Annotated in this window: 15 protein-coding genes; 3 read left to right on the forward strand and 12 right to left on the reverse strand. The window is 31.3% G+C overall.

Annotated features, from left to right (window positions below):
* The first annotated feature begins 5 nt into the window (after positions 1 to 5).
* Genes ACGHJ8_RS07095 through ACGHJ8_RS07105 form a run of 3 tightly spaced genes read left to right on the forward strand, consistent with a single transcriptional unit; the run spans position 6 to position 4,347 of the window.
* On the forward strand, positions 6 to 1,370 hold the full coding sequence (locus ACGHJ8_RS07095) for a PFL family protein (protein WP_390539547.1): 1,365 nt from the start codon (positions 6 to 8) through the stop codon (positions 1,368 to 1,370).
* 44 nt (positions 1,371 to 1,414) lie between these two features.
* Entirely contained in the window at positions 1,415 to 2,644 is a 1,230-nt protein-coding gene (locus tag ACGHJ8_RS07100) for an ATP-binding protein (RefSeq protein ID WP_390539549.1), read from the forward strand.
* The gene (locus ACGHJ8_RS07105) at positions 2,641 to 4,347 is read left to right on the forward strand and encodes a GNAT family N-acetyltransferase (RefSeq protein ID WP_390539551.1); all 1,707 of its coding nucleotides are present in this window, start codon (positions 2,641 to 2,643) and stop codon (positions 4,345 to 4,347) included. Before ACGHJ8_RS07100 ends, ACGHJ8_RS07105 begins: the two co-directional genes overlap by 4 nt.
* Before the next feature lie 145 nt (positions 4,348 to 4,492).
* Here the strand turns inward: ACGHJ8_RS07105 and ACGHJ8_RS07110 are convergent, their stop codons facing one another.
* From ACGHJ8_RS07110 to recN, 12 genes are all read right to left on the reverse strand, one after another.
* Complete coding sequence (locus tag ACGHJ8_RS07110) at positions 4,493 to 4,762, reverse strand: hypothetical protein (RefSeq protein WP_390539553.1); 270 nt, start codon at positions 4,760 to 4,762, stop codon at positions 4,493 to 4,495.
* 11 nt (positions 4,763 to 4,773) lie between these two features.
* Positions 4,774 to 5,958: a phosphopentomutase gene (locus ACGHJ8_RS07115; RefSeq protein ID WP_390539555.1), complete on the reverse strand. Its 1,185-nt coding sequence runs from the start codon at positions 5,956 to 5,958 to the stop codon at positions 4,774 to 4,776.
* Positions 5,945 to 6,868: a site-specific tyrosine recombinase XerD gene (gene xerD, locus ACGHJ8_RS07120; RefSeq protein ID WP_390539557.1), complete on the reverse strand. Its 924-nt coding sequence runs from the start codon at positions 6,866 to 6,868 to the stop codon at positions 5,945 to 5,947. Before xerD ends, ACGHJ8_RS07115 begins: the two co-directional genes overlap by 14 nt.
* A gap of 58 nt (positions 6,869 to 6,926) precedes the next feature.
* Positions 6,927 to 7,496 carry a hypothetical protein gene (locus tag ACGHJ8_RS07125; RefSeq protein WP_087359663.1) on the reverse strand — a complete coding sequence of 190 codons (570 nt, stop codon included), beginning with the start codon at positions 7,494 to 7,496 and terminating at the stop codon, positions 6,927 to 6,929.
* A gap of 38 nt (positions 7,497 to 7,534) precedes the next feature.
* Positions 7,535 to 8,758, reverse strand: a complete 1,224-nt coding sequence (locus ACGHJ8_RS07130; protein WP_338086430.1) for a DNA polymerase IV — start codon at positions 8,756 to 8,758, stop codon at positions 7,535 to 7,537.
* Positions 8,759 to 8,773: 15 nt separating this feature from the next.
* Positions 8,774 to 9,607 carry a sporulation transcription factor Spo0A gene (gene spo0A / locus ACGHJ8_RS07135; RefSeq protein ID WP_390542423.1) on the reverse strand — a complete coding sequence of 278 codons (834 nt, stop codon included), beginning with the start codon at positions 9,605 to 9,607 and terminating at the stop codon, positions 8,774 to 8,776.
* A gap of 200 nt (positions 9,608 to 9,807) precedes the next feature.
* Positions 9,808 to 10,542, reverse strand: a complete 735-nt coding sequence (locus tag ACGHJ8_RS07140; protein WP_390539560.1) for a SpoIVB peptidase S55 domain-containing protein — start codon at positions 10,540 to 10,542, stop codon at positions 9,808 to 9,810.
* 144 nt (positions 10,543 to 10,686) lie between these two features.
* A complete protein-coding gene (gene tnpC / locus ACGHJ8_RS07145) occupies positions 10,687 to 12,249 on the reverse strand; it encodes an IS66 family transposase (protein WP_390539562.1) in 1,563 nt (520 codons plus the stop codon).
* A gap of 68 nt (positions 12,250 to 12,317) precedes the next feature.
* Positions 12,318 to 12,665, reverse strand: coding sequence for an IS66 family insertion sequence element accessory protein TnpB (gene tnpB / locus ACGHJ8_RS07150; protein ID WP_129737345.1), 348 nt, complete (start codon positions 12,663 to 12,665; stop codon positions 12,318 to 12,320).
* Positions 12,662 to 12,925 (reverse strand): IS66 family insertion sequence element accessory protein TnpA, encoded by a 264-nt coding sequence (tnpA, locus tag ACGHJ8_RS07155; RefSeq protein WP_390539564.1) that lies wholly within the window; start codon positions 12,923 to 12,925, stop codon positions 12,662 to 12,664. The genes tnpB and tnpA overlap by 4 nt, the downstream gene beginning before the upstream one ends.
* Before the next feature lie 58 nt (positions 12,926 to 12,983).
* Positions 12,984 to 13,250: a hypothetical protein gene (locus ACGHJ8_RS07160; RefSeq protein WP_390539566.1), complete on the reverse strand. Its 267-nt coding sequence runs from the start codon at positions 13,248 to 13,250 to the stop codon at positions 12,984 to 12,986.
* 61 nt (positions 13,251 to 13,311) lie between these two features.
* Positions 13,312 to 14,961: a DNA repair protein RecN gene (gene recN / locus ACGHJ8_RS07165; protein WP_390539568.1), complete on the reverse strand. Its 1,650-nt coding sequence runs from the start codon at positions 14,959 to 14,961 to the stop codon at positions 13,312 to 13,314.
* Between the last annotated feature and the right edge of the window lie 7 nt (positions 14,962 to 14,968).

Genomic DNA, 14,968 nt, shown 5'->3' on the forward strand with positions numbered 1-14,968 from the left:
ATAAGATGATTAATTTATTTGAAGTAAATGAAACAAATAAGATGATTGAACAAGAAAATTTAGATGTTCGTACCATTACAATTGGAATCAGTCTTATTGATTGCATAGATGCCAATATAGATGTTTTATGTCACAATATTTATCAAAAAATTACAAGTGTTGCTGCTGATTTGGTAAAAACAGGGGAGGATATTGAAAAAAAATATGGTATTCCCATTGTGAATAAAAGAATTTCTGTAACACCAATTGGACTCATTGGTGCTGCAGCATGTCAGACAACAGATGATTTTGTAAAAATCGCTAAGACTTTAGATCAATGTGCTCGTCAAGTCGGTGTGAATTTCATAGGGGGATATAGTGCTATTGTTTCTAAAGGAATGACAAAAGCTGAAAAGCTACTCATTCAATCTATTCCTCAAGCCATGAAAGAAACAGAACTTGTATGTAGTTCTGTTAATGTAGGTTCTACTAAGACAGGAATCAATATGGATGCTGTCAAATTAATTGGTGAGATTATCAAAGAAACTGCTTCATTAACAAAAGAACAGGATTCTATAGGTTGTGCTAAATTTGTTGTCTTCTGTAATGCTCCTGATGATAATCCGTTTATGGCTGGAGCTTTTCATGGTGTCAGTGAAACAGATGCTATTATTAATGTTGGAGTCAGTGGACCTGGTGTTGTTAGAAAAGCTATTCAAAGTGCAAAAGGAAAAGATTTTGGAGAATTATGTGAAATTGTGAAAAAAACAGCTTTTAAAATTACAAGAGTAGGTCAACTTGTTGCCAGAGAAGCATCTGCTTCTTTAAATATTCCTTTTGGGATTATTGATTTATCTTTAGCACCTACTCCTGCCATTGGAGATAGTATTGCGGATTGCTTAACAGAAATGGGCTTAGAAAGAGTAGGAGCACCCGGAACAACTGCAGCATTAGCTATTTTAAATGATCAAGTTAAAAAAGGTGGAGTCATGGCATCTTCTTACGTTGGTGGACTTTCTGGGGCTTTTATACCCGTCAGTGAGGATCAGGGAATGATTGATGCTGTAGAAGCAGGAGCATTAACATTAGAAAAATTAGAAGCTATGACTTGTGTATGCTCTGTAGGCTTAGATATGATTACTATTCCCGGTAAAACTTCTGCCAAGACTATTGCTGGTATTATCGCAGATGAAATGGCTATTGGAATGATCAACCAAAAAACAACAGCTGTTCGTATTATTCCTGTGATTGGAAAAGATGTTGGAGAAAAAGTTGAGTTTGGTGGTTTGCTAGGATATGCACCTATTATGCCTGTCAATCCATTTTCTTGTGATGAATTTATTGATAGAGGTGGACGCATTCCTGCACCTATTCATAGTTTTAAAAATTAACAAAAAGACGATAATTTCGTCTTTTTTTACAAGGAGGATTAATAATGCAAATAGATCAATTGATTATTTATAAAAATATTTCACAGGATGTTGATGTTTTAAAATGCTTATCTTTTGTAGAAGATGAATCACTTATTAATGAATCTGAATTTATATCTCAACTTTTGATCCTTGCTGAAAAGTATGAATTACATGGACAATTATTTCAAAGTTTATTAACATATTTATTGGCTTATCATGAAAATACATTTACTTTAGCATTAGAAAGAAAAAAAGAGATACCCGATTCATTAAAAAAAGTCGTTTGTCATGATTTTGAATATCTTTTCCGTATTTTTCATTATGATTTTTCACATATGGATTCATTATATAAAGATTTATTTTTTCATTTTATAAATAGTTCTCATATTATCAATCAAGAAATCTTTGATTTGTTATCTCATCTTCAGATACAGCTTTCACAAAGCACATCAGTGGAAGAATTTTACCAGATATTATATAATCATTATTATCAATATGGTGTTGGAAAATATGGTTTAAATAAAGCTTTTCGTTATTTAAATAATCAAATTATACCAATTGATCATATTGGCAATAATACTTTAGAACAGTTAATTGGCTATGAAAGTCAAAAAGAACGTTTAACAGCAAATACAGAAGCATTTTTAAAAGGACATAAAGCCAATAATGTTTTATTGTATGGTGATAGTGGAACTGGGAAATCAAGCAGTATTAAAGCTCTTTTAAATCGTTATTATAAAGATGGTTTAAGAATGGTTGAAGTTTATAAACATCAGTTTATATCTTTACCTCAAATTATTAATGAATTACAAAACAGACATTATCGTTTTATTATTTTTATGGATGATTTGTCTTTTGAAGAATTTGAAGTTGAGTATAAATATTTAAAAGCTGTTATTGAAGGGGGATTGGAGAAGAAGCCAGATAATATCCTCATCTATGCAACCAGCAATCGTAGACATCTTATTAAAGAAACATGGAATGACCGTCAACATGATCAGGAAATCAACAACAATGATGCTATGCAGGAAAAGTTATCGTTAGTTTCTCGATTCGGTGTTCAAATTATGTATATTCACCCAGATAAACAGCATTATTTAGATATTATAGATGCTTTAGCTCAGGCATATCATTTAAATATGCCTGTTGACCAGTTACACGAATTAGCATTACAATGGGAAATAAGAAACGGAGGTTTTTCAGGAAGAACAGCAAAACAATTTATTCATATGCTACTTTCTCAACAATCATGAAACAATTAACATTAGAAGATTATGCAATTATTCAACCTTATTTAGATAAAGCCAATTATGAAGGTTATAACTCTAATTTTGTAACGATGATGATGTGGAATCACGAATATCATATTCAATATGAAATCCATGAGCATTTTTTAGTCATGCTGCATCATTATAAAGATACTTATTTTTGGGCTATGCCTTTTACGACCCCTGAATATTATCAGGAAGCTTTGGAATATATGAAACAATATAGTCATGATCATGGTTTTCCTTTGATGATTGACTGTGCTATAGAAAGTTTTGTTTCAACCATTCAAAACAGTGATTTTTCTTTACAATATTTATTTGAAAGAACACCCTATAATGATGATTACATTTATGATAAAGAAATGCTTCAAACTTTATCTGGTAAGAAAATGCAAAAAAGACGTAATCATTATAATGCTTTCCTCAAAAATTATCCTGATTATGAATACCGTGATTTAGATATGACGAATGATTTTGATACTATTTTATCATGTTTGAATAGATGGGAAGGGGAAAAAGAAGGAATCAGTGAATCAATGACAAGTGAAGTCAGAGGAATTATGTCATTACTTTCATCTAAACATCTTTTACCAATACATATTGGTGGCATTTTTATTAATCATCAACTAGAAGCATTTATTATTGCTTCTCGATTAAATCATTCAACAATACAAATTCATGTTGAAAAAGCCAATAAAGATATAAGAGGTTTATATCCAGCCATATTAAAAGAGCTTCTTGAACATCATTATCATGAAGAAAAATGGGTAAATAGGGAAGAAGATATGGGATTAGAAAATTTAAGACGTTCTAAGCAATCACTTCATCCTGTAAAAATGGTGAAAAAATATCGAATATATGAAAGAAATATAACAATTCAAAAAGCCAAAGAAGAAGATCAGCAACAAATTATAGACTTATGGAAAACATGTTTTTTAGATGAAACAGAAAAATCTACACATTTCTATTTTCAGTATTTATACAACAAAAATCATACTTATATTTTAAAAAACAATTCACAAATTATATCAGCTTTACAGATTGTTCCTATGCCAATTATGAAAAACAATACGCCAAAGAATTGTTATTTTATATTAGGAGTCTGTACACATCCTGCATACCAAAAACAAGGAATGATGAAGCAGTTAATGCAATATGTTTTAAAAGAATATGATAATCAAGATATCTACTTACAAGCTTATCATCCAGAAATTTATCGTCCATTTGGCTTTAATGCATCGCATTATCATCAGATTATCACTATTGATCAAGACATTTTACAAGATCAAGAAAAATGGAATATCAGCCATGATTACCATTTATTAGAAGACTATTACAGACAGTTTACCAAACATTTTGATGAATATCGTATTCGTGATGAATCATACTGGAATCTTTTTATCAAAAGATGTGAAAGTTTTGAAGATCACATGATTATATTTAAAGATTTAGGATATTTGATATATCATAAGGATGAAGATAAGATTTATATTAGTGAAGCTATTTATCTTTATCAAGAAGCATTAATTCAAATGTTATCCTATTTTAAAGGAGCATCAAATATAGAATTAGAATGTGATTTAACTGTTGATTTACCATGTAAATCTCGTTATATCATAACAATGATGGATAATCATTTGAATCAAGATAGACTAGACTCACATAATTATATTAACGAAGTATACTAATGAAGAAGCAAAAAAATGCTTCTTTTTTTTTATGTAAAGTCTACTTATTTAGGGGAGTTATTTGGAACATAATAAAAAAAGTCTTTGTTAAGAATAAGACTTTTTAAAATATACACAACTTCGCATAATATATATTATGTGATTTTTATAGACATTTCATAATGAAAGCATATGTCGTTATTATTGTTATAATAATGATAAGTAAAACAATATATATAAAGATATAGCTATGATTCTTTTGATATTGATGATATGCAGCTAAAAAAGAACAGATATATAACAATAAAGCAATAATATATTGTATTGTTATAAAGAACAGATTATTCAATGATAATCCAAAAATAAAAAGTAATGTTCCTATTAAAGTGCCACCAAGAGTTATCATGATGGCACGTCTGATTTCCTTTATATTCATTTTTTAATCCTCTAAACAATTTGATCTAGAAGTGAATCGCCAATTCCAGGATTTTCAACTTGGAAATTATCAGCAATCGTTGCACCTATCACAGCATAGCTTTTGAGCAATCCTAAGTGTTTTGGCATTTGTAATGATTTGCTATATATAATGAGTGGTACATTTTCACGTGTATGATCAGTTCCTTTATAAGTTGGATCATTACCATGATCTGCTGTAATCATAAGTAAATCATCACTATCCAAATGATATAACAACTGTTCTAATTGATGATCAAATTCTACAATAGCTTGTCCATATCCTTCAGGATTTCTACGATGTCCATAAACCGCATCGAAATCAACTAAATTCAAGAAAGCTAACCCTGTAAAATCTTCTTTAGCAATTTCTATTGTCTTTTCCATACCATCATGATTAGAAACAGTTTTGACTTTACGTGTAATTCCCTGATCCACAAAAATATCTGGTATTTTTCCTATTCCGATGACTTCAATCTGATTTTCCTTTAAGCTATCTAAAACAGTCTTCCCAAAAGGTTTTAAGGCTAAATCATGACGATTTGCCGTTCTCACAAATTCGCCTTTCTTTTTTCCTACATAAGGTCTAGCAATGATACGTCCTACTTTCCATCTTTCATCCATTGCAATTTCCCTTGCAATTTCACAGGCACGATAAAGTTCATCTAATGGAATAATATCTTCATTAGCAGCGATTTGAAAAACAGAATCTGCGGATGTATAAACAATCCAGTCCCCTGTTTGAATCTGATGTTCACCCCAGTCATCTAAAATTTTTGTTCCACTTTCTGCATAATTTCCAACACATTTACGTCCAGTCTTTTCTTCAAATAATTCAATGAATTCTTTAGGAAAACCTGTTTCTGTAAATGTTTTAAATGGTTTTGTAATATGTAATCCCATCATTTCCCAATGACCAGTCATTGTATCTTTCCCATTAGATACTTCTTCAAGACGGGCAGTATAGGCAAGTTGATTCTTTAAAGCATGGATTCCTTTAAAGTTTCCAATATTTCCTAATCCCATACCTTCTAAACAGGGAACATCCAATCCCCCTACTTTTTCACAAATATGACCAAGTGTATTGGCTCCTAAATCATCAAATTGTTGGGCATCATGTGCATCACCAATACCTAATGAATCTAACACAATTAAAAATACACGTTTATATTTTTTCATTTTTCTTATTCCTTTCTTGCATTCTTGGATGTAATTGTCGATAGTCTTCGATAGTTTTTCTTTGAGAAACATGTGTATATATCGTTGTTGTTGAAATATCACTATGTCCAAGCATTTCTTGAATAGAACGTAAATCTGCATCATGTTCAAGCAAATGTGTCGCAAAAGTATGTCGTAATGTATGAGGACTAATATGTTTTGATAAAGGACTTTTTTGTACAATTCTTTGCAGGATATGATAAAAATCATCTCTTGTCATTGGTTTTCCTTTTTGAGTTAGAAACAGATAAGGACTTGAACCATATAAACATAATGTATCACGATAATTTTCAATGTATTCTTTTAAAAGAACACAACATTGATTATTCATTGGCACAATTCTTTCTTTATTTCCTTTCCCTATACATCTGACAAAGCCTTTTTGAATATTGACATTTTGCAATGTTAAATGGCACATTTCACTCACACGCAAACCACAGGCATATAAAATTTCTACCATACAGCGATTTCGAGATGAAGTAGCATCTTTAACTTCTATTGAATCTAATAAAGCCATGACTTCCTTTTCACTTAAAACTTGTGGTAGATATTTCTTACGTTTAGGCATATCAAAAGCACTCATCATATTTTTAGAAATTATTTTTTCTTTCATCAAAAATTGATAAAATTGTCTTAATGAAATCATATGTCGATCAATCGTCGTATCACTGTGTTTTTGATGAAGTCGTTTCAAATAGGCATAAACATGATCTTGAGTGACATCTTCAATAGACTGAATTTGATAGGTCTGATAAACAAAATCAAGAAAATGGCTGATATCTCTTTGATAGGCAACTACAGTATGTTGGCTATAATTTTTTTCAACAATCATATATTCATGATATTCTCTCAGGGCATCCTTGCATTTCAAAATACATCACCATTCATATTATAACAATTTTTGTCATAAAAAACCACTAAAGACACCTTTAAAATAGAGGAACAACATATAATCGAAAAGCTAGTGAAAGCGTTAAAAGAATAAGTGTTGCTATTATAAAATTAAGTCTATAATTTAAAATACTTTGAATATGAAAATTCTGTTCGATATAAAAATTCACCAAAGTAACATAACTAGAAATATATAATCCAATATAAGTAATGACATATACTATCATCAATTCTAAAATCATTTCACATAACATCAATAAAACAATCATAAACTGGATTTGAACATTCATAACAACATATTGCATTGAAAAAGAAATCTGAAGTCCTTTTAGAAAACAAATAAATAATAAACCTATTTGACCCATATAACTTGTACTTAAATATGTACATATAAAAATCATTATACCACTTTGAATGAGATATAATTGATAATGATTTTGATAATTTTCTATATTAAAATAAAAGAAAGAATGAAAGAATTGTTGAATCATAGGCTGTGTATGTTTATATTGATAAAAACCAAATAAAAATCCCATTATGATAGTTGTCGTTATCACTATAAGGAAATACTTCTTATCTTGAATAAAACGTTGTAAAAAAACACTCATGTTATCACCTCTATAAAACATATGAGCGTTCTTTAAAGTTATTCATTATTTTTAAGATATTTTTTTTGAATATCTTGATTTTTAATAAGTGAAGAAGCTTTCATGACTTTTGTATCAGAAAGATTTTCATTCAATTGTGAAATCAGTTGATCAGTTGGAGTTTCTTTTTGTATTTGACTTTGTGTGGAGTGAAATAAAGATAATTGGATATTAATATCCTGAAGATGCACAACATTGTTCAAACTGACACCTACAAGTCTTAAATTTTCACCATGATAAATACTTTCAAACAACAACAAAGCCGTTGCATAAATAATATCAAAATCATTTGTATATTGATCGATAACTGTCTGTTTTGTTTTAGATTTTTCACGTGTATATTTTAATGTAATCGAAATAGAGTTGGATACAAGATCTCTTTTTTTAGCTCTGGCAGAAACTTCTTTTGATAAAGAATGAAAAACAGATTTAATAAATTCCTCATCATGACTATCATTTTCAAAGGTAGTCGAATTACCTACTGACTTTAATTCATTTTTTTCATAATTAATTTTTGAAAAATCTTTGCCATTAGCCCTTTGATATATAATAAAAGTATTTTTTTGAAAAACTGTTCTTATTTTTTCATAGTTTTCATATTTTGCTAAATCACCAATAGTATAAATTCCATGCTGTTCTAGCTTAGGAACTGTTTTCTTTCCAATACCATGCATCTGACCGACCGGAAGATGCCAGAGTTTTTCTTTAAAATTGCGTTTTGTTAATATCGTAATCCCCATTGGTTTTTTCATATCACTTGCCATTTTGGCTAAAAATTTATTAGGAGCAATACCTATAGAACATTGTAAATTTAATGTATTATAAACCTTTTTTTGAATATTTTGAGCAACCTGATAAGGCTGTAAATGATGTTCTTGAATATATTCAGTCATATCAACATAACATTCATCAATACTGGCAACTTCAAGTTTTTTAGAAAAAGTAGAAATGATTTGAAAAAATTCTTGAGATAATGTTTTATATAAAGCAAAATGTGGGGGTACAGTGATAAGCTGTGGACAGAGTTTTTTGGCTTGAAATAAAGGCATAGCAGAATGAATACCATATTTTCGAGCCTCATAGGAAGCTGTTGTAATAATACTACGTCGAGATTCACGACAAACGACAATAGGTTTGCCAACAAGTTGAGGATTTTGAGAAATCTCTGCACTGGCAAAAAAAGCATTTAAATCAATATGAAATATAATCTGCAAAGATATCACCTCAACTTTCCACCCCTATTTTAACATATAATTTTTATAGTTATAAAGACTTTCTTTCTTGACATGGTCAGTTTTATGAGCAAGTCTTAATTTATCAGCAATCATTGCAATAAATTCTGAATTGGTAGGCTTTGCTTTAACAGCCGAAACAGTATAGCCAAAGATATCATCAATAGCATCTGTATTGCCTCTGTTCCATGCTACTTCAATAGCATGACGAATCGCCCTTTCCACACGAGATGAAGTCGTATTATACATTCTTGCTATGTCGGGATATAAAACCTTAGTGACCTGTCCTAAAATTTCAATGTTATAGTAAGTCGTTAAAATGGCTGTTCTTAAATACATATAACCTTTAATATGAGCAGGAATTCCCACTTCATGTAAGATTTCTGTAATCTCATTTTCTATTTTTACTTTTTTATATTTTTCAGATTCATCCTGATCCATTAAATCGGGTTTTTGAAGTTCTGAAGCTGCAATATATAAAGTAGATTGAACAAAATGATGTATATCAAAAGGATATTTAAAGCAATAAGTCACCCCTAATTCTTCTAACATATTACAAATTGTCTGATTTGTAAATTGTGTAATACAGATGACTTTTTGAAAAGTCTGTTTGTTCATTTCTTTTAATCTTTTTAAGACACCAAGTCCATCAATTTCTGATAACATCAAGTCCAATATAAGTAAATCGCAACTCTTTTGATTAAAGAAATTCAAACATTCTGTTCCATTGCTTGTTGAACCAACAATTGTAAATTTATTTGATTTTTCTAAATTGAATTTTATATTTTCCAATAAATCTAGTTGATCAATCGCAATAAATGTTTTCATCATTTCCAATATTTCCTTTTGATTTATTCTCATCAGCAAATTTATTATATATGTGTCAAAACGATATTCCTAGTCTTTCTACAAAAAATAAATTTGAAAAAATGAATTTACACCTATTCGTCAAATTTCTCACTGTCTTTTTCGACAGAAAGTTTATTAAAAAGTCTAATTGTGTTGAAATAAGAAAAAGAGAATCAAGAAGGATTCTCTTTCTATTTGTCGTTTTTGAGCATCCAATCAATATATAAGCCATAACCTTGATGAACATTGTTCATATCCACATGGGTTACACACCCAATCAGTTTGTTGTTTTGAATGATTGGTGAACCACTCATTCCTTGAACAATCCCATTTGTTAATGATAGAACTTCGTTGTCGGTTATTTCAAATGTTATTCCTTTAATATCAGGTTCACTTTGTTTCTTAAGATGAGTAATACGAATAGAGCAGCGACTCATTGTATGTCCATCGAGAACTGTTAAAAAATAAGCATCTCCTAGTTCTACTTCATCAATGGAAGCAGTAGAAATTGTCTGATTTTTCCCAGAAAGGTTTGTATATTGACCATATATTCCATAATTATTATTATCGAATAATGTTCCTATTTCAATGGAACCAATATCAGCTATTTTTTCACCCGGATTTCCATTCTGTGAAGGTTTAATATTTTTCACATAAGAATGATAGATAGTTCCATTTTTAACACTTATATCACTTGATAATGAAGTGTCACACATCATATGTCCTAATGCTCCAAAATGATGATTTTGAGGATTATAATAAGTCATTGTCCCAATACCCGTTAAACCGTCTTGAACATATAAACCCGTTGTAAATTGATGATCTTTGGTTTGAAATTTGAGTTCTTTTTCAAAGGTTTGTTTTTGACGTTGAAGCGTTAAAATAATCTCTTGTTTCTTTTCAACACAGTCTTTGATTTCATTCATTAATTCCTGAATAGATTCAATATCCGTAAGCGCAAAATGAAAAAGCCCTATTATCAATCAACGACATTGATTATAATTAGAGCTGTAATAAATTGACAATTTATATATGTATGATTTACAGGACACGACTAAAAGATCGTATCTCTACGATTTTTTAGTCAGATATGTATTATCAGGCAATTCTTTTGACCATGGCATATAATTATCAAGGGCTTCTTCATCATTGATATCTATTTCTGTCAATGATGACAAAAGATAGTTAAAATATTCATAGGGATTGAGATTGTTTAGCTTTGCAGTTTCTATAAGTGAATATAAGGCAGCGCTTGTCTGTGCTCCCTGAACCGTATTGGTAAACAGCCAGTTGCGTCTGCCTACACAGAATGGGCGTATCGCATTTTCTGCTCGGTTGTTTGATATCTCTATTCTCCCATCTTCAAGGTAGACTCTTAGTTTTTCTTCCTGGTTGATGCTGTATTTGAGTGCTTCACTTAACTTTGTTTTATCCACTGCAACTTTTGAACATTCCCTGACATCTTCAAAGAAATCATCAACCAGTGGTTTTGACTGAACCTGTCGAATTTGCCTGATTTCTTCATAGCTTCTGTCCGCGTTTTCCTTTTCAATTTGAAAAAGCTTGTTGATCTTATGAAAAAGCCTATAGCTGGCAGTTTGTTTGAGATCTACCCCAGCAGGCGCACTGTCTAGTGCTTCCTTATATTTTCTACGACAATGAGCCCAGCATCCCATGTGTGTAATGCCTTCAAGTTTCTCATAGGCCTGATAGCCATCCGTCTGAAGTATATGATGATAGCCTTCCAGATGCTTCTGGGCATGCTCGTGTCCTCTTGTATTTTCGTATATGAAAACAACTATCTGCTTCTCCTCGCTGCGTCCTGTCTTGTATACCCACATATAGGATTTTGTGGTTGCCTTTTGATGCGGTGCCTTTAAAACCTGAACAGACGTTTCATCTCCGTGCAGGTATTGACTTTTTAACAGAACCTTATGCATATGACTAGCGATTGTCCTGAAATATTCATCATGCAGTTTGATCATCCAGTTGGCCATCGTCTGTCTTGACAGCTTCAGCCCCATCTGATTGAACATGACTTCCTGTCTATACAGAGGCAGTGCTTTGTTGAACTTGTTATCAATGATATATGACAGAAGTGATGGCGATGCAAAGCTCTTGTATATGACCGGTTCCTTCATGGGTGCCTTGTATATTGGCGATTGAACAGCTTCCCTGTCACATCGATCGCACGTATAGACATATTGAATATGTTCAATGACTTCATATCGTGCAGGATGGTAGACAAGCTCCTTTCTTTTGTTTTCGCCTATCTTTCTAAGCAGTGCACCACATTCTGGGCAGCTTTTATTGTCAATATCATGAATGACCTTCTTTACTGGCAGTGATGAAATATCTATTCCTCTCTGTCTGCTTTTTCTTTTTCTTCTGTATGTGATTTCTTCAAGTTCCGGTTCCTGCTTGATTGGTGTGGATTCTAGTTCAATTTCATCAAAAAGAGAAATCTGATTAGGAAGAACAGTCTTTTCTGAAGATGAACCAAAAAGCTTCTTCTGCTGAAGCTTGATCTGCTGACTGTACCAGTTCAGCTGCTCAGTCAATGCTTCAATCTTTTTATCCTTTTCATTGATCATCTTGATCAGTTCTTCCTGACTTAGATTTCTCAAGTTCATGACATCTTCACACCCCACATTACATGATTTCAGCTGTTTCGTATTATACCATAAAACAAACTGCTTTGTTAGATGAGAAGCTGCTTTTCTTTCAATTTTTCATCATATTCAAGACCCTCCAGAAGCCAACTGAGCTGACGGGAAGTGATGGCTCTTGTCAATGATTCCTGCGATTCCTGGATTTTGAATTTTCCATGTTCAAGTCTCTTGATGAACAGCCAGAAGCCGTTGCTTTCATAATAGAGAATCTTGATGCGATTTCTTGATCGGTTGGTAAAGATAAAAAGGCTGTGATCAAGGACATTCATCTGGAATTGGGAATGCACAATGAGTGTCAGCCCATCTATCGACTTGCGCATATCCACGAAATGCGTTGAAACGTAGATATTCTTGACTTCATCAGTGTTGATGATCATTTGAGAGCACCAATGATTCTGTCAAGAAGTGCAGGATCAAATTCAATACAATGACCATCAATGGTCATTGATACATTGGGGTGGGCATCATCCACAACCTCGACAGGAACAAATAAATTACTTTGAAGTTCATCATTTTCCAGTCGTCTTTTTGACTTATAGAAAGAAGACACACAGATATTGTTCTGTCTGCAGAATTCCTTGACAGTCAAAGTGCTTTCCTTTTGACTATTTATGATTTTTTTCCAATCATATTGCATATAGTAAGTACCTCCTTTTTTATTGTACTTACATTTTAAATGAATATCCGCAGTCTTGTTAGTGCCTTTTCATTTGTCGCTTACCAATATCCTGATGATTGACCTTTGTAATCAAATCACCTGACATAAAACCATCACTGGCTGGATCATAAGGGTGATTGTCAATAGAAATTTCATAAGTACCTGTAATCATTACACCCTCATAATCAAGTTCAATACCAATGGATTGACCACCAAGAATAACATCTGCTGCAAAAACTTGAAAGGATGGACATAATAAAGAAACGACAGTGATGAGTGATATACTCAACTTTTTCAAAAGCAAAGCATATACACCTCCCTGTAATCTAAATGATTACATTTTATTTTGGCATATATGCTTGATTTTATACGTTCAATAATTTCTTAGCATTAGCAATAGCTTCTTCTGTCATGACTTCTCCCGATAACATTTTAGCAATTTCCATCACTCTTTGCTTTGTATCTAAATGGCGAATAGAAGTGACTGTATCATCATTGAGCGATTGTTTTTCAATGCTATAATGATGATCAGCCAATGCTGCAACCTGTGGTAAATGTGTAATACAGATGACTTGTTTTTTTAAAGCTGTTTTTTTCATTTTTTCACCAATCTTAGTTGCTACTTTACCACTGACACCTGTATCAATTTCATCAAAAATAACAGTATCAATATGATTATATTCTAATATTGTTGTTTTTATTACAAGCATCAAACGTGAAATTTCACCACCACTGGCTGTTTCATTCAACAGGCTTAAATCTTGTCCTTGATTCATTGCGACCTTAAATTTCACATCACTACATCCCAATGGCTGAAGTGATGTTTCATTGATTTCAACTTTAAATATAGCTCTGTCTAAATAGACATCTTTTAATTCTTTTTGAATTTCACTTTCAAATCGATGAGCATACTGTATACGTACTTTGTGCATTTTCAAAGCCAGTTCTTTTGCTTTCCTTTCTTGTTGCGTTAATTGTTGTTGTAACTGTAAAATATGTTCTTCTCGATTTTCAATGGCATTGATTTTTTGCAGCAGTTCTTCACGGTAATCTTGAATACTGGCCATTGTAAAACCATATTTTCTTTTTAGACGATTAGCTTGAAATAAAAGGTCCTGCAATTCATTAAAACGATATTCATCAAATTGAAAAGAACGATAAACATCTAAAATACTTTCAACTTCATCTAACAGGTTATAATAGATATTATGAATTTGTTCAATATGTTTTTCAAATTCATTATAAGAAGATAATGACTGTAATTCAAAAGTCGCTTCTTTTAATTTTGGCAAAACGCCTTGATGATTATTCATTAATTGTTCAAAATTTTGAATATGTTCATTCATTTTTTCATAATTTTGTAAAATTTTTAATTCTTCTTCATATTCATCAATTTCTTCATCAGTATAAGGACATTCATCAATTTCCTCTAACTGACTTTTTAAAAATTCTAATTGTTCATCAGACATATCTTCTTGAATAGTCTGTTGGAGTTGATTTTGAATATGTTTATATTCTTGATATTCTTTTTGATAATCATCTAAAAGGAATTGCAAATCTTCTTTGGCATATTCATCTAAAAGATGAATGTGATTCTTTTCAGCAAAAAGTTTTTGTGTTTCAAACTGAGAATGAATATCAATGAAAAAAGGCATTAATAATTTTAAAGCATTATGTGTGGCAGATTGATAATTAATCTTCACTTGGCTTTTTCCATTGCTTTGAATATGTTTTGTAATAATAAATTCATTTTCAGCATCAATATGTAGTTGTTGACAGACTTCTTCTAATTGAGAGGTCACTTCCACATCAAAGACTCCTTCGATAATGGCTTCTTGACATCCTTTTTTGACAAATGAAGCAGAAGAACGCTGACCACATAACTGACCAATAGCATCAATAATAATAGATTTACCTGCTCCTGTTTCTCCTGTCAAAACACTCATACCCTCAGAAAAATCTACTTTGATTTTATCAATAATAACAAATGATGAAACATATAAACTTTTTAACATCTATTTC

Source organism: Massiliimicrobium timonense, from assembly GCF_042850985.1.
Classification (GTDB): Bacteria; Bacillota_I; Bacilli_A; order Erysipelotrichales; family Coprobacillaceae; genus Allocoprobacillus.

Excerpts from the sequence above, each read along its gene's own strand:
- ACGHJ8_RS07095 (WP_390539547.1), top strand. The coding sequence starts at position 6 with ATGATTAATTTATTTGAAGTAAATGAAACAAATAAGATGATTGAACAA.
- ACGHJ8_RS07100 (WP_390539549.1), top strand. The coding sequence starts at position 1,415 with ATGCAAATAGATCAATTGATTATTTATAAAAATATTTCACAGGATGTT.
- ACGHJ8_RS07105 (WP_390539551.1), top strand. The coding sequence starts at position 2,641 with ATGAAACAATTAACATTAGAAGATTATGCAATTATTCAACCTTATTTA.
- ACGHJ8_RS07110 (WP_390539553.1), bottom strand. The coding sequence starts at position 4,762 with ATGAATATAAAGGAAATCAGACGTGCCATCATGATAACTCTTGGTGGC.
- ACGHJ8_RS07115 (WP_390539555.1), bottom strand. The coding sequence starts at position 5,958 with ATGAAAAAATATAAACGTGTATTTTTAATTGTGTTAGATTCATTAGGT.
- ACGHJ8_RS07125 (WP_087359663.1), bottom strand. The coding sequence starts at position 7,496 with ATGAGTGTTTTTTTACAACGTTTTATTCAAGATAAGAAGTATTTCCTT.
- ACGHJ8_RS07140 (WP_390539560.1), bottom strand. The coding sequence starts at position 10,542 with ATGAATGAAATCAAAGACTGTGTTGAAAAGAAACAAGAGATTATTTTA.
- tnpC (WP_390539562.1), bottom strand. The coding sequence starts at position 12,249 with ATGAACTTGAGAAATCTAAGTCAGGAAGAACTGATCAAGATGATCAAT.
- tnpB (WP_129737345.1), bottom strand. The coding sequence starts at position 12,665 with ATGATCATCAACACTGATGAAGTCAAGAATATCTACGTTTCAACGCAT.
- tnpA (WP_390539564.1), bottom strand. The coding sequence starts at position 12,925 with ATGCAATATGATTGGAAAAAAATCATAAATAGTCAAAAGGAAAGCACT.
- recN (WP_390539568.1), bottom strand. The coding sequence starts at position 14,961 with ATGTTAAAAAGTTTATATGTTTCATCATTTGTTATTATTGATAAAATC.